The sequence below is a fragment of the Microcoleus sp. FACHB-1515 genome, assembly GCF_014696105.1.
GTDB lineage: Bacteria > Cyanobacteriota > Cyanobacteriia > Elainellales > Elainellaceae > JAAUTJ01.
This window is the reverse complement of the sequence record NZ_JACJPO010000040.1, coordinates 1-18,565: the sequence shown is the minus strand read 5'-3', so window position 1 is coordinate 18,565 and position 18,565 is coordinate 1. Positions and strand designations below refer to the sequence as shown.

The following is an 18,565-nucleotide window of genomic DNA, read 5'->3' as shown; positions in this document are numbered from 1 at the left end:
CTTCGCTGCCTACGGGCGAGTTGAGCGCTTGTAACTGGTGGTAGAGCATGAGTCGATTCGGTGACACTACTCTACTTTTGACTCATCTGCTCGATTCATGCAAGAAGTCTATTCATCAGCACCTTGCAGCGGCGTCGCAAGCCAAAGCGGTCAGCTTAGCTGATCCGGAACGGATCGCCTCAATCGGCCAGCGATCGCCCGCGCCATGTCCAGCCGATGCCCGTTTCCGTTTTGATGATTGAGGCTAAAGCGATCGCCGCCACCAAAATGCCGCCCACGCTTGTCAGCCACCAGTAGCGCGTGGGAATTTGCGAGAGTTTCGACCCAACACAGCGCAGATCGTAGTGAATCAGAACGGTGATTGTGGAAAGGGCGATCGCGCTCCAGTCCCAAAGATTCAGCGGCACAAACAGCGCTTTGGTCAGCAGTCCAACGAGTGCCAGCCAAGGCAGCGTACAGACCAGCAGCATCAGGACAATAAACTGAATCATGCCGCGCAGATTGCGCCCAGAGCCAAGATAAAGATTTTTTGTCCAGCCTTCCCACAGCGCGGCAAACGATCGATACATTCGCACCGAAGCGAGCTGACCACCGAGAAAATAGCGGAGCTTGTGACCGCTGCGCTTAATGCGACGCGATAGTTCCACATCTTCCACGACCTGATCGGCCACTGCCCGATGTCCGCCAATCTGCTCATAAGCCGATCGCCGAAACAGCATGAACGGACCTGCCGCAAATGCCGTTTCGCTTTGCGGATCGTTGACGGCAGCAAAATCAAAGCCCAACAGCAGCGTCGAAATCATCAGCGGTTGCACAAGCCATTCTGCCAAACAGCCGCACTCAATTCCCAACGCCAGCGTCAGCAAATCCGCCTGTTCCGCTTCGGCAGTTTGGACGACCGTTTCGATCGCTTCCACTTTCAGCCGCACATCCGCATCAATAAACAGCAAATACTCGCTTGACGTTTGTTCTGCTGCCTGCGTGCAAGCCCAATTTTTGCCGACCCAGCGTTCTCCCGCTGGACGCGGCTGGCTTTCAAGAATGTGGAGGCGCGGATCTTGCAGTGATTCTTGCAAAAGTTGGGCGATCGCCAGCGTTTCGTCGGTCGATTGGTCATCGATCAGCCACAGGTTGAAATTGGCGGGACTGCTTTCGATCGCCGCCATCAAACACCGCTCAATGTTTTCTGCTTCGTTATAAGCCGGAACAATCACGGCAGTTGCAGGAAGGACGGCGGGCGAAATGGGCAGAAGCTGCGGAGCATTCTTGACCGCTTGACGCAACCGCAAATCATACAGCAGCGTTCCGCCAAAAGAGAAAAGCAAAGCAATCAAAAGAGTCAAGGCAGCACCACAAAAAATTCAGTCTCTCGATTCCCGGTGATCAAAATCACCCTGCTTAAGTAAGAGAAGCGACTGCGATCGCATCAGTTATTAGGAAGAATCAAGATCCTTGCGTATAATCTGTACAGGAATCTTCGCATTCTGCAATCGGTTCTCAGCAAACATTCACCATCGCCACCCGATCGACTCATGCCACGCATACTCGTCATTGACGATGACCCCGCAATTTCAGAACTGGTTGCCGTCAACTTAGAGATGGCTGGCTACGATGTCAGTCAAGCCGCCGACGGCATCAAAGGGCAAGCGCTGGCGATGCAGCTTCTCCCCGATCTCATTCTGCTCGATCTGATGCTGCCAAAGGTGGACGGGTTCACGGTTTGTCAAAGACTGAGACGGGACGATCGCACCGCAGACATTCCGGTCTTGATGTTGACGGCGATGGGGCAAACGCAAGATAAAGTCGATGGCTTCAACGCAGGCGCAGACGACTACCTCACGAAGCCGTTTGAAGTCGAAGAAATGCTGGCGCGAGTCCGGGCACTGCTGCGGCGAACCGATCGCATCCCCCAAGCCGCCAAGCACACTGAAATTCTCAACTATGGCCCCTTGACGCTCGTTCCTGAACGCCTCGAAGCGATCTGGTTCGACCAAACCGTCAAGCTCACCCATCTTGAATTTGAACTGATTCATTGTTTGCTTCAGCGACACGGGCAAACCGTTTCTCCCAGCGAAATCCTCAAGGAAGTTTGGGGATATGATCCCAACGATGACATCGAAACGATTCGCGTTCATGTCCGCCACCTCCGCACCAAGCTAGAACCCGACCCGCGCCATCCGCGCTACATCAAAACCGTGTACGGCGCGGGCTACTGCCTGGAGCTACCGACAGCCGAAGAAATCCTCGACAGCTCTGAATCGACTTCGGTTCGCTGAGCTTGGCTTATCTAGCTAGGGCAACCAAGGATATTGACGGAAATCGGGCGATCGCTTCTCCAGAAATGCCCGCTTGCCTTCGGCTCCTTCCTCGGTCATGTAGTACAGCAGCGTTGCATTTCCGGCCAGTTCTTGAATTCCGGCTTGTCCGTCGCAGTCGGCGTTGAAGGCGGATTTGAGGCAGCGAATCGCGATCGGGCTTTTCTCCAGAATTTCCTGTGCCCAGCGCACGCCTTCTGCTTCCAGTTCTTCAACCGGAACGACGCAGTTCACCATGCCCATTTCCAAAGCTTGCTGCGCGTCATACTGACGGCACAAGTACCAAATTTCCCGCGCCTTTTTCTGACCAACCATTCGCGCCAGATAGCTTGCACCAAAGCCGCCGTCAAAGCTGCCGACCTTGGGGCCAGTTTGTCCAAAAATCGCGTTGTCTGCGGCGATCGTTAGATCACAAATGACGTGCAACACGTGACCCCCGCCGATCGCATATCCGGCGACGAGGGCGATCACGACTTTGGGAATCGATCGAATCAGACGCTGCAAATCCAGCACGTTCAAGCGTGGCACACCAGATTCGTCGATGTAGCCTGCTTCACCACGCACACTTTGATCGCCACCGGAGCAGAACGCATATTTGCCGTCGGTATGCGGTCCCGCCCCGGTCAGCAAGATCACGCCGATGCGCGGATCTTCTCTGGCATTGACAAACGCATCATAAAGTTCAAAGACGGTTTTGGGACGAAAGGCGTTGCGCTTGTGCGGTCGATTGATTGTGATTTTGGCGATGCCGTCGGCTTTGTGGTAGAGGATATCGTCGTAGGTTTTGGCGCTGTGCCACTCGATCTGCATGGGTTTTCCGAAATGCAAGCATACTCGATCGATTGTCGCAGCTATGACAAACATTGTGAAAACGACAGACCTTGTGAAGACGCGATCGCCCCCTTCGGTTGCCAGTGCGACGATCGGCTACGATAATCGCAGTTCGTAGCCGCCACCCGATCCCCGACGCCCAATGAATCTTCCCGAAGTTGCGATCGCCATTCTCTATCAAAATCAACAGTTTCTCATGCAGCTTCGCGACGACATTCCCGGCATTTTTTGGCCGGCACACTGGGCATTTTTCGGCGGACATCTCGATCCGGGTGAAACGCCAGAAATCGCTATGCTGCGCGAACTGCAAGAGGAAATTGGCTATCGTCCGCCGCAGGTGACACTGTTTGAGCGCTACGAAGATGTGCAGGTGATTCGCCATGTGTTTTATGCGCCGTTGACCGTTCCCCTATCGAAGCTGGAACTGAATGAAGGTTGGGATTTGGGATTGTTGACGCTCGAAGACGTGAGGAGGGGCGATCGCTACTCCGATCGCGCCCAGCAAGTTCGACCTTTGGGCGCACCGCATCAAAAGATCCTGCTGGAGTTTTGCGAATCCGGGCTGATGTCGTAGTCGGGCAAAAAAAAGGGCGCACCCCCCGGTACGCCCTAGCTCGTTTACCCCTGACCAAACTTTGGCTTTAGTAAGCACCATCCTTTTGCAAGACGGCCTGAAGCGTTTTCACAATCAGATGCAGGTCATAAGCGACTGACCACTTCTGCTGATAGGAAATGTCCATCTTGACGATTTCTTCAAAATCTTCGACACCAGAGCGACCGTTGGCCTGCCATTCTCCGGTAATGCCAGGCTTGACAGCCAAGCGCTGATAGTGATGACGCTTGTATTGCGTCACTTCAGCCAAGGTGGGCGGGCGCGTTCCCACCAAGCTCATTTCGCCCTTGAGCACGTTCCAAAACTGCGGCAGTTCGTCGAGGCTGGTGCGGCGAAGGAATTTGCCGACGCGAGTGACACGCGGATCGTTGCGGTTTTTGAAAATATTGCCTTTCGCTTCGTTTTGAACGAGGTACTTCAATTGGTCAGCGTTGGCAACCATCGATCGAAACTTCCAAATGTAGAAGGGACGACCGTTTAGCCCGCAGCGCAGTTGGCGATAGAAGATTGATCCGGGGCTGTCGAGCCGGATGGCGATCGCAATCGGAATGGCGATCGCTGCCGTCATCGTCAGACCCACAACTGCACCGACGATGTCCAAGAGACGCTTGAAGCGGTTTGTGACAGAAGGATGCACAGAAAAGTCTGGAATGACAAAGTTTTGTGAAGCTGTCAACATATCCGAATCGGTAGACATAACAGTAGACACGGGAGACACCTGAATAACCACGAAACGCAATCTCCCAACGCGGGCAGATAGGATTTATCTTTCTGTTGCAACTATAGGAGCGAGCTTTGCCATTCCGGAATAAGCAGCCTAGACGTTTGTCTAATCTTTGAACTCGTCCGCAGTTTTATAAAGTTTTTGCTGAACTAGCGCTGCACATCAGTATTTCCACCGATGGGATGATGCGTCGCAGACAGGCGGCACATTTCGTCAAATTCTTCGTCGAGAAAGTTGCGCTGATTGCAATGACCGCTATCAGCCGAGCCATCACACTCGATCGATTGCCCCTATGATTTCTTCTTCTAACCCGCAGCGGCAGAACAATTCGCGTCCGCTGGAATCGCCGCTCAGCCAAGTCAGTCGTTCGCTTCAACTTGATCTGACTGCATCGCAACCGCGATCGCTGCATCGCAGTTCTGCCGCTTCTGCGAGCTTGCGATCGCGACAGGCCGGACAACCGCTGTATCAGTTTGAATCGGCAAAGCCAATTCTCGATCGCTGGAATGCCAGCTTTCTAAATCGAACCGCTAGCAATTTGACCAACTACAGCAGCTACGACTTTAGCCGCGCCAACGCCGTCAAAGATTTGGGATCGCAGCGCAGCGGAAACGGCATTGTGGCGCAACTGGTCGCCCGCTTTGGTCGCAACAGTCCAGATAGCGCGATTCAAAAAGACCGCTTTGCGATGCAGGCTTGGACGCGGGTGCAGCTTGAGGCTGGCAAGTTCTATCGATTGTCGAGTCGATCGGATGACGGCACGCGCTTTTTCTTTCGCGATGCCCAAACGGGTCGGACGCTGACCACGCTGAATGGTGACTGGCGCGATCGCAACACGCGCAGTCCGCTGTGGAATCAGGTGGTGAATGTGGCGCAGTCGGGCGAATACGATTTCTTTGTGCAGTATTACGAGAACACGGGACGCGCCACTGTTGATGTCAAGCTCGAATCTTTTGCGCCTGCTGCTCAAATTGTGTCTAGTTCTGGCCTGAATTTGCGATCGAAGCCTTCTACGCTGGGCAACACGCCGATCAAGCTGCTGGCGACGGGCACGACGATTTCGATCGAGCGGACGGTGCAGTCGCCGGACGATTCGCGCAATCGCGACTGGTATCAAGTCACTACGTCGGACGGGCAGCGCGGCTTTGTGGCGGCTGATTCCAGCTTTGTGCAGGTGGGGACGACTGCGGCGGTGATCGATCGCGGTACGCTGAACAATCCCACCAATCCGATCGACAATGGCGGCTCGACCGGAATTGGGGCGGGCATTGTGGGGCGAAAGGTGCTGCTGACTTCGAGCGATCGCATTTCGCTGCGGGCGGATAAAGCCGTTGCAGGCACAGAAATTACGACGCTAGGATTGAATGCGCCTGTGACAATTTTGGAAAAAGTAACGGGCGGTTATTATCTCAATCGCTTTGACCAGTGGTATAAAGTTCGCGTTATGGAAAATGGTCAGGCTAAAGAAGGTTTCATTGCCGCTTTTTATGTCGATGCGAATACCAGCGATGGCCGTTTTCAAACCGCAATTTCTGCCAGCAATCCCTTCTTTCGCCCGCATCTGAATGAACTGATGAATCCGACTTATTCTTCAACGAGCTACAAGCCGTTTATCGAGTCGGTGACGGCGAAATATGCTTGGCTGAAGCCCTCAGTCGTGGCAGGAATTGGGTCGCGAGAATCGGCTTGGGGATTGGCGTTAAGTCCGAAAGGTCCTGGTGGAACGGGCGATCGCGGACATGGGCGCGGCCTGATGCAAATTGACGATCGCTATCACAAGGAATTTATTAGTTCGGGTTTGTGGAGCAATCCGCAGGAGAATATTCGCTATGCGATCGATCAGGTTTTAGCTCGCAATTATGATCACCTCTTGCGGAATTCAAATTTGCGGGGAATTGATTTATTGCGGGGGGCGATCGCGGCTTACAATTCGGGTCTAACGAGTGTGAAGAATGCGATTGCACAAGGCTTGGATGTCGATCATTTCACAACCGGACAAGATTATTCTTGGGATGTGTTGAATCGGGCGGGTTGGTTTCAGTTGAATGGCTGGAATTGATGGGTTTTGATCGACACCCGCCACCCAATACCTACCTAAAGCGCTTCGATCGCGCTGTCGCCTGCCTCATCGACCCAAACGATTTGCCCGATGCGGCGATCGTGTGCGTATTGGCGAATCTCATCAGGGTGACGCTGGCCGAGTTCGACTTCGACGCGGACTGCGGATTCGCGCAGGGTTTGGGCGTGGGAAAAGGCGCGGGCGTAGGCTTGTGCGGTTTTGGGAACGACGAGGTAATCGATCGCCGGAGTGCGGCTGGGCAGTTGGCCTGTGGGCAGCAGCGTTTGGTGCAGTTCCTCGATGTTGAGGACAAAGCCGACACCGGGATAGGTGTTGCCTTGCGGGTGATAGAGGCTAAGGAGCTGATCGTAGCGTCCGCCCTGTCCCAAGATGCGCTGGCCGCTGCTGCTGACGACTTCAAAGACGATTCCGGTGTAGTAGTCGAACGTCCGCATCAGGCTTAGGTCGATCGTCAGGTTGGGAATTGTGCCGCTGTCGGCCAGCAGTTCCACGATCGACTTGAGCCGATTGACGATTTGCCGCTGGTCTGTGTCTAAATCCAACCTGGAGACTTGCTGAAGCACGTCCGCAGGCCGACCGCGCAAATCCAGCAGCAGCAAAGCGCGATCGCGCAGTTCTGCCGATAGCGACAGATTTTCGATCGCCAGTCGATCGAGGTGGGCGATCGCTTGGCGCACGATCGGACGGATCGGTTCGGGGAACGAGGTGAGGAGCGATCGCGCTAGTCCCGCTTCGCCCAGCACTAAATGCCACGAGTCCAAATCGAGATTTCGCAGGCCGTCCGCCAAGAGGAGCAGCACTTCGGCATCTGCCGCCATGCCCGCCGCGCCCAGCAGTTCGACTCCGGCCTGAAAAAATTCCTGCTGGCGATCGTGCCCTTTTGTCGATCGCAAAAAGACGTTCGAGTTGTAGTAAAGCCGAATCGGATGCGGCACTCCGGCCATGCGGGTCACGGCGGCACGGGCGATCGAAGCGGTCAGTTCGGGACGCAGGCCGAGCGGTTCGCTGCCGTCGTTCTGAACTTGGATCACCGAGGCGCGATCGACTGCGCCACCTGCCATCAGCGTATCCAGGTGTTCAAGCGTCGAGGTGATGATGCGGTGATAGCCCCAGCGGTGAAATTTTTGCTGAAGCCGCTCTTCGATCCAGCGTTTTTGCGCGACTTCGAGCGGAAACAAGTCACGTGCGCCTGCCGGAGGTTGATACATTGTTACTTTTCAGGGCTAGTTACTTTTCAGGGCTACTTTTTCTTTCCAAATAGGCCAAACAGTCCACCGCCTTTGTCGTCTTTGGGGGAAGCTTTGGGCGGCGCTTTGGGCGGCGTTTTTTGCGGTGGTGCAGCGGCTTGGCCGCTGGTCATGTCAAGGCGGCGTTTGCCTTCCAGGGCGATCGCATCTTGCGGATTCAACTTCAGCGCTTGGTTGAAGTGAATCTTTGCCATTGTCTCTTGTTTCAGCTTCATATACACCACGCCGAGCCGACTGTGACACTGAGCATTCGTCGGGCTAAGCTGAAGGGCTTCACGCAGTTCGCGAATGGCGCTGGCAAAATCGTTTTTGGCTTCATATTCTTGGGCACGGCGCAGATTGCTCGCCACGATCGATTCTCGCGTCGGCGGCGGGGGCGGTGGTGGGGCGGGCTGTCCCGGACGGGCAGCAGGTTTGCCAGATGCAGACGGACGATTCGCAGTGGGACGGGGAGCGGCAGTGCCGTCAGCCTGTCCGTGCTTTCGCATCAGGTAAACCAAATTGAGTTCGCTGATCTGACCGATGCGATCGAGCGTTTGCTCTAGCGATTGATATTGCTGTTCGGCCAGTTCGCGAATTGCCCCGCGATAGGTTTGGTCAATATCGCCCGTTCCGGCCAATCGCCGCGCCGTATCGCTCATCAGCACGATCGTGTCTTGCTGCCGCAACGCCTGCTGCCCTTTCATCTTCAGCAGCACTTGATGCTCGGTGAAATTGCGCTCTTGGGACAGTTGCTCATAAGCGGGATTCACCAGCTTGGAAAGATATTCGCTGGCACGCTGGCGATCGACTTCACTTTCGGCGGCACAGCTATCGGGATGGAGCCGCCGAGCAATTGTCAAATAGCGTTTGCGAATATCTTTGGCTTCCGCATCAACGGGAACGCCCAAAATCGCGTGGTAGTCGGTCAAATCGAAACCAAACAGCCCCTGCTCAATGTTGAAAGACATGCTCAAGTTATGGCGCTCTCTAGCCCTAAGCGATCCTTCTAGTGTAATGGCTTCGATGCGATCGCGGATGTTACCAGGGTCGCTTCATGAAATTCTGATGGGCAATTAGGGATTGGCTATTCCTCTTCCCTCATCTTTTTCACCTCCAGCAGTTCCCGACTCAAAGCGCTGTGAATCGATCCGTTCGTGGCAAGGATGCGACCCGATTCGATCGCAAATTCGCTTTCGTCATAAGCGGTCACTTTGCCGCCCGCTTCTTCGACTAAAACGACGCCTGCCGCCATGTCCCAAGGCGACAGGCCACGCTCCCAGAAGCCATCGAGCCGTCCGCAGGCGACGTAAGCCAGATCGATCGAGGCTGCGCCCGATCGCCGTACTCCTTGGGTCAGATGCGTCAGGCGGCAAAATTCGGCGTAGTTGTTGTCGGGCGTTTCGCGGCGATCGTAAGCAAATCCCGTTACGAGCAGGCTGCGCTGAAGTTCCGCAGTGGTGGAGACGCGGATCGATCGACGGTTGCGCGTTGCGCCCAATCCTTTTGCAGCTCGGAATAATTCTTGGTGAAACGGATCGAAAATCACGCCGACTTGCGGAACGCCGTCAATCAAAAGTCCGATCGACACGCCGGAAAATGGAAACTGATGGGCAAAATTCGTTGTGCCGTCGAGCGGATCGATCGCCCAGCGAAAGGTGTTGTCGATTGTGCCTAACTGCCCGGATTCTTCGGCCAAAATGCTGTGTTCGGGGACATGCCGCTTCAACACCTGCAAAATTGCTGCTTCTGCTGCTTTATCAGCCTCCGTCACTAAATCGCCCGGACGCCCCTTCTCGCGGATGTCCTCCAGTTTTCCCCAGTGGTCTTGCAAAACGGTTCCGGCAGCAAGGGCGGCTTCGGTGGCGATGTCAAGAAAAATCAAAAGTTGGTCAGGTGAAGGCATGATGGTTTGAAGTGCGCCTTCGCAGATTGTAGGATTTGATTCTTGGTTTATGCCATCGATCGCCTTGACGTTAGATTGGTTTTTGGCTTGATTCCCTGTGTAGGCTACTGTTGTGCTGAAGCCGAATTGATTGTCATAGCGCGTTTTAGCTTGTAGAGGGTCAAGTTCAGCAGACAATCACTTCCGCATCCACTTGCTTAAACTTTGCTAAAAACAGCGGGCGGGTAAAAAAACTCTCGCAACCCCTGCTAGAACTGGGTTACGAGAGTTTTGTAGACGCTGAAAAAATGGCTCAGGCGAGATTTGAACTTGCGACCTTGGGCTTATGAGTCCCCTGTTTAGGTTGCTGCGACGCTGATTAATCATAGGTTTTACTCGTTCATATTTTCTCCGTGCCTAAATTGTGGCCTAAAACGCGCAGTTGGTTCCTTCGTTAAGCGCTGTTTTTCTTCCCACTGGCGATCGCCCATTTGGACTGTCTCCAGCAGGTATAAGCGCAGATCCGGCCAGTCGAATTTGCCAGCATAGGCTGGAAGAGCATTAATTCGGCTCAACAAGTCAGATGAAAGCAGCATTGAAGTAATTAGGTAATCTGATTTTTCGCTGCGTCGTCCACATCCTTGTCAATTTCAAGCTGAGCAGCACGCGCCCGACGTACCTCCCCAATCATTTGCAACAAGATTTCTTCAACTTGGTCAAAGGAAAGTCGCTTGCCGTGATTCTTACAAAGTGTTTCCAATTCAGATAAAAAGTCTTGCATTTTTCCCTTTCTTAAACGCTAATCAAAAAAACGAATTTACTGTGTACGTTCCCGTCCACTTGTATTGGAGTCAAGACGGCCAGCAATTTGAGTAATTTGATGGGAAATTCCCTTGGTTATAACTTGCAACTGAATAAGCGCTTTGCTGTGTTCATCATCAGTGTCTTGTAAAACCTTAATTGCCTCCTTCATTTGTTCTTGATTTCTGCGTAAATGTTCAAAGTCTCGCTGAGCTGCATACTCTTTGATTTGAACTTCAGTCCTAGTTTTCATTTCTTTTTCCCATCGCTCAGCCCAATCGCGATTGATGGTGCGAATGTGATTTCTGACGGTTAGCAGCGTGCCAACCGAGCCAAATAGTAAGCCACCAAGCGTGGCGAGAATTTCAAGAGACATTATGACCTGAAAAACTGATAGCGAAAATTAACAGATCCAGAAAAGACCCCTGATGAATTTTCAGCAAAACAAGCAATTTCTAGTAGTGCGCCTTCAAGGTTGTGAACGCTAGAAAGATTGTTGTTTTTGTCAGCAATTAAATTGCTTTCAATTCCAACAGTCAAAATTTCCGATATTTGAGTTTTGCTGTTGTTTGCAGTAGTTGCCGAAAGAACAAATCGAAAATGATTTATGTCGTTTTGAGAGACGGAATGGATCGTCCTGCTTCGGAACTCTAAAGCCTGAATTTGACGATTCCCAATATCCAAATATTCAATTCGGTCTGCACTCTGATTAAAAGCGGAAACGTTCCAATGTTGCTCAGGGCTTAGCCAGTGCAAGCCGCTCCACATCCATGTCCATGCATAGCGCGGTGTGCTATTTACTGTTGTTTCCAGCCAACGATCGCCCACAAGGGGATTGATGGGCGGCGTTGGCTGGATAGAGTAGCCTTGTAGCTGCTTTATCCTCACGCGATAGGTTCGTTGGTAACGTACTCAGCAACCAGCCGATCACCCTCATCTAGATAAAATCCTGCATTTTGGGCGTTCCAACCAAGCAATTTTTCATTAATAGAAATCGAAGCATTTACTCCGATCGCGTCGTAGTGAACGCCATTGACAAACAATTTGACGCTGGTAGCATCCGCTGGCAGGAAAGAAAGTTGTGAGAGTTCCCCTTCCTCGTTTCGGGTTAGAGCTTCGCGCATAAAGCGCGGCAAGTCGGCAATCTGTTTTGAACGGATAGTCATGATGGATCGTAGGTGATTTCGATCTTGTCTGAAGGCTCAAGAACCATTGAGTCGAGGTACGTCAAGCGATTTCCCTCGATTGCATAATCGAGGCCATAGGTGGCCTTGACTCCGTTGATGTAGAGTTCAGTCTCTTGTGGCAGAGCCGGGGAAAACACAAGCTGAAATTCTGTTTGTCCGGCTGCGCCAACAGTGAGGGTTTGGTGCTCGTCAGCAATCTCGCTGCGCTGCCAAATCTGAATCGACATTTCTCTGAACCAGTAAGGAATCTCCAACCGGAGCTGGAAAGGTTGAACAATTCCTTCTGGCACTTCAACCAGTGTTTTTCGGGCCAGTAAAATGCGCTGCTGGTGAACTTGAGCGAGCTGCGGACTACCGGGAAAGTTAGCAAGTTCAGCCAAGATGTAGAACTGGCAAGCCAGTCTCCAAGTTGGTTTGGCACTGGCAGAAGAAGCGACGATCGCGAGCTGTGAACCGTTTACCCCCGCAAGGGTGTAGACGTGAGGCAAGCGATCGTCAGTGGCGTTAACGAGGGTGAGGGTTTCGCTAGAAATCGAAGTCCAACTCATCTTCGCCTTCTCCAATCTCTTCCAGGCGATCGTCGTATTCGCCACCTTCCAAGTAGTCTTCCAGGTCAGCGATTGACACTGGCTCTAAGATGCCACTGCCAGCACGGGCAACAAACGCAAAATCCGGTGTAGATTGAGCGAAGTGACGCCAGTTGGGAGGCGGTGTTGCCAAGACGCGATTGAACTCTGGATCACCAGGCAGCAGCAACATTAGGCGTCCTCTGGCAAGACTCCATACGGATCAGAAATTGACCAGCCAGCGGTTTCTGCGGCAGTCAAAACAGCAGGAATTGGAGCGATGAAGGTGCTAACCACGCGCCCGTTAATTTTCCGCGTGGCACGCGGCGGCTTCGGTGTGGAGCCAAAAACAAGGGTCGGAGTGGAGCCAGATGCAAATTCAATGCCCAACTCTGCCATGTATTGATGTTCACCTGTCGTTAGGTTCCAACCATAGTTGTAGGTTCCCATGTCTACAAAAACAGTCCGGCTGCGTGGCGTTCGCGCCAAACCTCTGCGGCGGCCTCCGCCATTGATGATCCATCCATCTGCTTTCAGAGTGGCTTCTTGACCGGGATCACAAAACGATGAAACGACATCGTTGGCCGTCACTTCTTTGGTTGCCCGATTCGGTTTCGGACTGTTTGCGCCAAACACGACACCAGTTTGATTGTCGTAAGCCGTGTGGCCGAGTGCAGCCCGATAAGGACGGGAGTTGTTGCTAGCAAGGAAGCCGTATTGCAGCGTTCCAAGCGTAACGAATACCTTGTCGCGTTCTCCGCGTGAGCGTGGCATAAATCGGTTGCTCCTATTTGCAAAAAAGCGGTTCAACTTAATAAGTTGTTATTAGGTTAGCAGCCGATTCATCCTGTTGGTAGTGGAGCTTAAAACCGCCAATTTACATACAGAACCCTAGGGGATCGTGTATGTATGACAAAAAATCGCCCAAAAAATTTTATGGAAAAAATACAAATTAAGTGTATTCACGCATCATTTCAACACGTTCTTTTTGAAGTTGATTAAACACTTCCTCATAAGTCATCCCGGTTTCTTCCATGAGTCGCGTAACAAGATCGCCTCTGGGTCGGTAAGTGTAGGGATGCCCATACTTCTTTGCCTTGCGTACCAGTGCGCGACGGGAATTCGTTTGAAGTAGCGGCCAAAGAATTAATTCAGTCATTGAAAAGACTCGGTTCCCTCTGGCTCGCTGTCCGGCCACAGCTCCATACGGCGCAATTCCTGCGCGTAGTTGTTCCCGGAAAGGTCATTTGTCCCGGTTGCCTCCGCTGTCGATCGCCGGATGAGCAGGGTTGCGTATGCCGGATACATCTCGATTGGTTGTTTCCTCAGTCCAGGATGGCGATCTTTCTCCTGGGAAACTGACAGCGTCAAGATTTCGGCATTAGTCAGCGTTTTTAGCTCACGAAGTTTTCGTTCTGCCTCTGCCTCGGTTGCACCATAAACCGCCATCTGCCGCCCGTTGTCGAGGTTGGCATAGGCCAGGAATGGCCCCCAAGTGTAATGGCTGGCAGCGGTCTTTATTCTCTGCCACGTCAAGCCTAGATCAGCGTCCGGAATAGTGTAGGTACATTCCTTGACGCGCGGCTGGCCGGGAGCTGCTTTCCAGGGTGGTTGCTGCTTGGATTTGAAGACGATCGTGAGTTTGCGGCGTTGCATTCCGGCTCGAACCCAATCCTCCGCAGGCTGGCCTACCAACTGCCCCAAATCGCGGTTGTGTACCCAAGCGTGTGTAGTGATTGCGGTTTGAACGTTCTGCTTCAGTAGCTCTTGTGGCCCGCGCAGCGTGATGAATTCCTCTTCGTTATTGCGATCGGGAATGAGCTTGACAGCGCGTTCCTCTCCCAGCAGGGTTTCATTTGCCAATCGAGCGCTGCTGTAGTAGTCATCGATCGCGTAGCTAACCACGTAGCCAACTTCGATGATGGCATCCGCTGCCCCTTCGACAAAGTTTTCGACAAATGCGCGGAGCAATTCGTTGTCAATACTCTCGATACGCTCTTCGATCGCGCCCGCGATTGTCCAAGGTTCCCGCTGCTGGGTAATGGGAGCCAGACCAAATAGCCGCAGTCTACGCAGCGTCAGCATTGTCCCCAGTACGGCATTACGAGCTAGTGCGCCTCGTGTTGCCGTGAGCAGGTTGACAACCTGGCCTCGAATTTCTTCTCCGCCTTCCTCCGCCAAGGCCAGCGCGACTCTCCCGCCTAAAACAGGAAACTTTAGTGTGGCTCCGGTTGCCAGCGCGACGGATGCCAGCCACACTGACCCAGTTCCGAGGGTTTGTCCTAACGCGCCTGCAATTTGAACGTTGTTGTTCAGAATTTCGCGCTGCAACGATACATCTGTCTGGTTCCAATCGAAGTTGGCGATCGTGTGAGCAGACTCGACAATGATTGACCAGGCATTGCTGAGCAGCCAGCTAACAGCCCGCTCGAAGATGCTGAGGATGAAGCCGGGGAGTCGCTTTGCCAGTCCCACAAGCCAACGACGGATAGGATTTTGATTTTCATCCTGCTCTTCCGTTTCAGGTGCGGTTAGGTCAGCAAAAATATCGATCGTTCGTTCCCCAATCAGGTTGCGAACAACCTGACTTTGCATTGCATTTCGAGTCAGAGAAATCAGTGCCACGTCGTTAATTAACCATTGCTGCCATCAGAAGGATTAGGTGGAGGTGTTGCGATATCTCGCAGGTCGGGCTTGGGCAAATTGGGCGCAACTTGCCCTTCTGCTGGGTTCTCAAGTGCGGATTTGAAGGAATTCCAATCCACTTCTGAATTACCATCTTGCCCGCGCTCTTCGCGGATGCGATCGCCGGGAAGCGGATCGCCCATATTCCAGCCTCGATAAAACACCGATTTGATGATTTCGCAGGCCACCAAAATGCGATCGAATAACTCTTGCTGGTCGGTCTTGCCATCAAACTTGATTTTGGGAACGACTCGAATGGTTTCCTCTAGCGCTTCCTTCATATTCGTGGTTCCCGTATTGACCGAAACCTTAACCTCTCTGCGCTCTTGCTTGGTGCGGTAGCCAAGATACTCGGCATTGGCTGAAGCGTAGTCCGTAGCCGTCGTAGCGGCAATTCTTGCGCCGATCGCCTCCAAAACGCCCTTGAATCCTAACGAGATTAGTACATCCGTGTCAGCATTCAGCGATAGCGCAATGCCAACAATTTCGGCCAGTGCCTCCGAAACGTTCTGAAGTTTGATTTCCTTCGTTTCACCGCTTGAATCTTTGTACTTAATGGGCAGTGGGAAGGCTCCTAACAAGCCATCCATTTGCTTGATTTCCCATTCGTTCCAACTCATTGCGTCTTGGATTTTCGTGGTGTTGTTATTGCTCTCCGCTAGTTGCGTTGGCACAGTGGCAGGCAAGCGCTGTAAGCCGCTGCGAAAATAGTTCGTTGCCATGATCGCCGCCAAGAGCTGTGGCATCGTTCCCACCTGCACGTCTTTTGGATCGTCAAAGTTGGCATAGGTTTGATTGCCCATTGCTTTCACAAAGTCTTCTGGGTTGAACGTCAGTCGCCTGGCTTCATTGAATCCCAGCAGGGCCAGCAGTTTGCGATCGATAATCCGCTCGATTTCAGCGCAGGAACATCCAGAAGACGGCATAGAGAAGGTGTTGGGAGGTGGTGGTGGTTCAGGACGGGGATCGCAACTGCGTCCCCAAGCAGCGCTGCCATTCCAGGGAGCAATATCAGTTGCTCTCACTACCTTAAAGCTTAACCCCGGCACGCCAGGCGGATTTGGTCCCCAAGTGCTAACGATTTGGCTCCAGATGCTAAATCGCAAGATTTCGCCCGGACGGGAAAGGAAGCGCGTGCTGGAAGTGGTTGCAGGATTTTCTGGAATTTCTCCGTAGGCACGCAGCCAAATTGCTCTATATGGTGGTGGAGCTGGACTGAGGGACTGAGGACGATGCTGACGGTAGCCAAACTCAGTATTGGCAACGCCGTTTGACCAATTAGGCGTTCTGAGCGATTGCTGCAAGATGTAGGGAGTGGGAGTCTGCACATTGAGAGGGACAACGTGTTCCGTCCAAATGCCCATTCCTCCGCAGTGAATTGAGAAACCCCAAGCTCTGCGTGTGCCGATCGTCCAAGATTGCAGCTCAATCCCGACGATCGGCCCGTAGCAGGGTAGAACCCATCCATCTGCGTCGTTGCGGAAGTGCGTTGTCCAGCGACTTGCATCTGGTGCAAGGGTCGCGCCGGGTCTGACCAGGCCACTATCAGAAGCTGATACTAAAACGAAATACTGGCAGCCGGGAATCCATCCTTCGCGATTTTGGTTGGGAAGGAAAAGGGACTGGCCTGGCTCCGGTGCAGCAGAAGGCTCGCTCGCTTCCGGTGGGTCTGGCGGCTGGCAGTTCGTCTCTGCCCATCGACGGCTTAAACAGCTCTGTGGCAGACTCCAGCCAAACAGCGAGGGAGAAATACAAACCCAAGCCTCACAGTTATTCAGGCCAGCATTTGAAATCGAAAAGCCCGTCGCATCTGCTACCGAAACAAACCGATTCACAACGGGCCTCAATCGGGCGGGCGGGTCTGGAAATAAACCCGGTGGCAGCGCTGCTCTGGGCGGATCACTTTCGCAGAATGGGGAATTGGGCCAGCGGCGGCAGTCCCAAGGATCGACGGGTTCATTTGGAATGTCGAGATTCCAGCCCATTTGCGGATTAGCAATCGGGGATTCCTCCATAAATCCCAGTTGCTCGATCATTTCTTGCCCTTGAGTCACGCGATCGCCGTGCCCTGCTCCGCGATCGATTGCTTCCCGTCCGACTCGGCCAGCTCTAGTCATAGGTTTTCTGGTAGCGAACGATTTGAGGCGAGTAGAGCGGCCCCACCTCTGCCCGTCGCTTTGCGGTGCGATCGAGCAATCCAATCTGACGCAACCGGACAAAATGCCAGCGCGATCGCTGAATGCGTGGCTGTGGCTCGATAAAGCGGTTGAGTTGGCGCATTAGGGTTGCTGACTGGGTAGATTGATATGCAAGCTTGGCGCAGTATTTTCTCCCTCTTCGACTGCGGAGCCATGAATGACGACGGAATCGGTATCTTGCAAGACTCCAAAGCCCACTGATTCGACTTGCACCAGCAACGCTGTATCTGCTGCCACGTCAAAAGCAGCGGCGTCCGTGTAGTAGAGCAGTAAATCCACTGAATAGTAAGGACGGCGGTTGTAGAGCCACAGCGAAGCGATTTTGATTGCGTCCCCACCATCGCGCCTCAGCATTAAGTTGAGCTGCTTCTTTGCGCTGGCGGCTTCGGCATCGCGGAGAGAGGCATTACGTTCTCCGTCGCTCTGGTCATCTGAAAAAACCGGGAAATCAAATGTCGGAATTGACTGGATATCGGCAAACAGCCGCAATGACGTGACAAATCCGCTGTAGCGAACGTTGGCTGAGATTGAGAGAGGCGATAGTGTTCCCGGTTGGTAAACCTCGATGAGGTTCGTTGCGCTAGCTTCATTGAGGCGAGTCAAGATGTTGGTATTTCGGAAGAATCCGTTTGATTGCCAACTCATAGGAAGGTTCTCAAGAACAAAATAATTATATTAATTGCTAGGGACTTCTGTAATTACTATCGATGGTTTGCTGGTTGATGTTTTCGCGTGAAGTGGCAATAGGCAACAGCAAACAGCAGGAATAGCCAAAACCAGCGACCCATAAAATCTGGCGGCGCAACAACTCGATAATCAGTCATTGTTTGCTCTTCCAAAACGCCCGTAAAACCTACGTGAAGAAACCAGAGCAGCGCGATCGGCAGCATGAGAAGAAGAACCTCAAGGTAAGTCTTGAATCCCGATCGCAATCCTCCAACACTCAGCCAGCTTGGAGGCTCTGACCAAAATATTTTTAATAGCAGGTTGTAAATGATTCTGACAAACCAAAAACTGATTAATCCTAAGCCAAAAGCGGCTATCGGGAGTAGCAGAATTGGAAGTGATCCGATCGGTTGAGAGAAGAAGAAAATCATCCAAAGGAAAAGAAGATTCCAAAATATGATCGCAACTAAACCAACACCGAAAACATAGGCGGCGATCGTCAACCGAATGACACGGCCAAGAGATTCGAGCTTGAAGGGTTTCATATTGCTATCCTTATTTTGAGATGTAGGACGCGCCCGCTGTAAACGCGGGCTTTTTCACGTTACATAAAATCTCAGCACCCCAAAGTGATTGCGATCGCTGCTTCTGGCGTTGCAGGTAGTAGGCAAGAAGAAACCCGCGATCGAAGTTCGATCGCGGGTGTTGGGTGTTCAGGTGTGGACTGGCTACGAGTCCCGCTTGTACCGATTGTCGGAGTTTTTCTTGTCTTCAAAGGAGGTGATTCC

General features: G+C 52.7%; 23 protein-coding genes. 3 read left to right on the top strand and 20 right to left on the bottom strand.

Features of this window, described 5'->3' with window-relative positions:
* Positions 1–179 precede the first annotated feature (179 nt).
* Complete coding sequence (locus tag H6F67_RS14145; RefSeq protein ID WP_190767269.1) at positions 180–1,343, bottom strand: glycosyltransferase family 2 protein; 1,164 nt, start codon at positions 1,341–1,343, stop codon at positions 180–182.
* A 189-nt stretch (positions 1,344–1,532) separates the two neighbouring features.
* On the opposite strand from H6F67_RS14145, the gene H6F67_RS14140 reads away from it, so the two are divergent.
* Positions 1,533–2,276, top strand: coding sequence for a response regulator transcription factor (locus tag H6F67_RS14140; RefSeq protein ID WP_190767268.1), 744 nt, complete (start codon positions 1,533–1,535; stop codon positions 2,274–2,276).
* Between the two features lie 15 nt (positions 2,277–2,291).
* On the opposite strand, the gene menB is transcribed toward H6F67_RS14140, so the two are convergent.
* Positions 2,292–3,125 carry a 1,4-dihydroxy-2-naphthoyl-CoA synthase gene (gene menB / locus H6F67_RS14135; protein WP_190767267.1) on the bottom strand — a complete coding sequence of 278 codons (834 nt, stop codon included), beginning with the start codon at positions 3,123–3,125 and terminating at the stop codon, positions 2,292–2,294.
* 163 nt (positions 3,126–3,288) lie between these two features.
* Here menB and H6F67_RS14130 point away from each other — a divergent pair, with 163 nt between their 5' ends.
* Positions 3,289–3,720, top strand: coding sequence for an NUDIX hydrolase (locus tag H6F67_RS14130; RefSeq protein ID WP_190767266.1), 432 nt, complete (start codon positions 3,289–3,291; stop codon positions 3,718–3,720).
* A 67-nt stretch (positions 3,721–3,787) separates the two neighbouring features.
* On the opposite strand, the gene H6F67_RS14125 is transcribed toward H6F67_RS14130, so the two are convergent.
* The gene (locus H6F67_RS14125; RefSeq protein ID WP_190767265.1) at positions 3,788–4,456 is read right to left on the bottom strand and encodes a sugar transferase; all 669 of its coding nucleotides are present in this window, start codon (positions 4,454–4,456) and stop codon (positions 3,788–3,790) included.
* Positions 4,457–4,775: 319 nt separating this feature from the next.
* Between H6F67_RS14125 and H6F67_RS14120 the strand changes: the two genes are divergently transcribed.
* Positions 4,776–6,542 carry an SH3 domain-containing protein gene (locus tag H6F67_RS14120; protein ID WP_190767264.1) on the top strand — a complete coding sequence of 589 codons (1,767 nt, stop codon included), beginning with the start codon at positions 4,776–4,778 and terminating at the stop codon, positions 6,540–6,542.
* Positions 6,543–6,577: 35 nt separating this feature from the next.
* On the opposite strand, the gene H6F67_RS14115 is transcribed toward H6F67_RS14120, so the two are convergent.
* From H6F67_RS14115 to H6F67_RS14035, 17 genes are all read right to left on the bottom strand, one after another.
* Complete coding sequence (locus H6F67_RS14115; protein ID WP_190767263.1) at positions 6,578–7,771, bottom strand: ATP phosphoribosyltransferase regulatory subunit; 1,194 nt, start codon at positions 7,769–7,771, stop codon at positions 6,578–6,580.
* Between the two features lie 32 nt (positions 7,772–7,803).
* Complete coding sequence (locus tag H6F67_RS14110) at positions 7,804–8,760, bottom strand: tetratricopeptide repeat protein (RefSeq protein ID WP_190767262.1); 957 nt, start codon at positions 8,758–8,760, stop codon at positions 7,804–7,806.
* A gap of 116 nt (positions 8,761–8,876) precedes the next feature.
* On the bottom strand, positions 8,877–9,695 hold the full coding sequence (locus H6F67_RS14105) for an inositol monophosphatase family protein (RefSeq protein WP_190767261.1): 819 nt from the start codon (positions 9,693–9,695) through the stop codon (positions 8,877–8,879).
* 371 nt (positions 9,696–10,066) lie between these two features.
* On the bottom strand, positions 10,067–10,270 hold the full coding sequence (locus H6F67_RS14100; protein WP_190767260.1) for a hypothetical protein: 204 nt from the start codon (positions 10,268–10,270) through the stop codon (positions 10,067–10,069).
* An 8-nt stretch (positions 10,271–10,278) separates the two neighbouring features.
* Positions 10,279–10,455 carry a hypothetical protein gene (locus tag H6F67_RS14095; protein WP_190767259.1) on the bottom strand — a complete coding sequence of 59 codons (177 nt, stop codon included), beginning with the start codon at positions 10,453–10,455 and terminating at the stop codon, positions 10,279–10,281.
* 36 nt (positions 10,456–10,491) lie between these two features.
* Positions 10,492–10,851: a hypothetical protein gene (locus H6F67_RS14090; RefSeq protein ID WP_190767258.1), complete on the bottom strand. Its 360-nt coding sequence runs from the start codon at positions 10,849–10,851 to the stop codon at positions 10,492–10,494.
* Positions 10,851–11,363, bottom strand: a complete 513-nt coding sequence (locus H6F67_RS14085; protein WP_190767257.1) for a hypothetical protein — start codon at positions 11,361–11,363, stop codon at positions 10,851–10,853. The genes H6F67_RS14090 and H6F67_RS14085 overlap by 1 nt, the downstream gene beginning before the upstream one ends.
* On the bottom strand, positions 11,360–11,641 hold the full coding sequence (locus H6F67_RS14080; RefSeq protein ID WP_190767256.1) for a hypothetical protein: 282 nt from the start codon (positions 11,639–11,641) through the stop codon (positions 11,360–11,362). The genes H6F67_RS14085 and H6F67_RS14080 overlap by 4 nt, the downstream gene beginning before the upstream one ends.
* A complete protein-coding gene (locus H6F67_RS14075; RefSeq protein WP_190767255.1) occupies positions 11,638–12,210 on the bottom strand; it encodes a hypothetical protein in 573 nt (190 codons plus the stop codon). Before H6F67_RS14075 ends, H6F67_RS14080 begins: the two co-directional genes overlap by 4 nt.
* Positions 12,188–12,421 carry a hypothetical protein gene (locus H6F67_RS14070; protein ID WP_190767254.1) on the bottom strand — a complete coding sequence of 78 codons (234 nt, stop codon included), beginning with the start codon at positions 12,419–12,421 and terminating at the stop codon, positions 12,188–12,190. The genes H6F67_RS14075 and H6F67_RS14070 overlap by 23 nt, the downstream gene beginning before the upstream one ends.
* A complete protein-coding gene (locus H6F67_RS14065) occupies positions 12,421–13,002 on the bottom strand; it encodes a hypothetical protein (RefSeq protein ID WP_190767253.1) in 582 nt (193 codons plus the stop codon). Before H6F67_RS14065 ends, H6F67_RS14070 begins: the two co-directional genes overlap by 1 nt.
* Positions 13,003–13,180: 178 nt before the next feature.
* Positions 13,181–13,387: a hypothetical protein gene (locus tag H6F67_RS14060; protein ID WP_190767252.1), complete on the bottom strand. Its 207-nt coding sequence runs from the start codon at positions 13,385–13,387 to the stop codon at positions 13,181–13,183.
* Positions 13,384–14,823, bottom strand: coding sequence for a hypothetical protein (locus H6F67_RS14055; RefSeq protein WP_190767251.1), 1,440 nt, complete (start codon positions 14,821–14,823; stop codon positions 13,384–13,386). The genes H6F67_RS14060 and H6F67_RS14055 overlap by 4 nt, the downstream gene beginning before the upstream one ends.
* Before the next feature lie 38 nt (positions 14,824–14,861).
* On the bottom strand, positions 14,862–17,030 hold the full coding sequence (locus H6F67_RS14050) for a hypothetical protein (protein ID WP_190767250.1): 2,169 nt from the start codon (positions 17,028–17,030) through the stop codon (positions 14,862–14,864).
* A complete protein-coding gene (locus H6F67_RS14045) occupies positions 17,023–17,193 on the bottom strand; it encodes a hypothetical protein (RefSeq protein WP_190767249.1) in 171 nt (56 codons plus the stop codon). The genes H6F67_RS14050 and H6F67_RS14045 overlap by 8 nt, the downstream gene beginning before the upstream one ends.
* A complete protein-coding gene (locus tag H6F67_RS14040; protein ID WP_190767248.1) occupies positions 17,193–17,756 on the bottom strand; it encodes a hypothetical protein in 564 nt (187 codons plus the stop codon). Before H6F67_RS14040 ends, H6F67_RS14045 begins: the two co-directional genes overlap by 1 nt.
* A 56-nt stretch (positions 17,757–17,812) precedes the next feature.
* On the bottom strand, positions 17,813–18,322 hold the full coding sequence (locus H6F67_RS14035) for a hypothetical protein (RefSeq protein WP_190767247.1): 510 nt from the start codon (positions 18,320–18,322) through the stop codon (positions 17,813–17,815).
* Between the last annotated feature and the right edge of the window lie 243 nt (positions 18,323–18,565).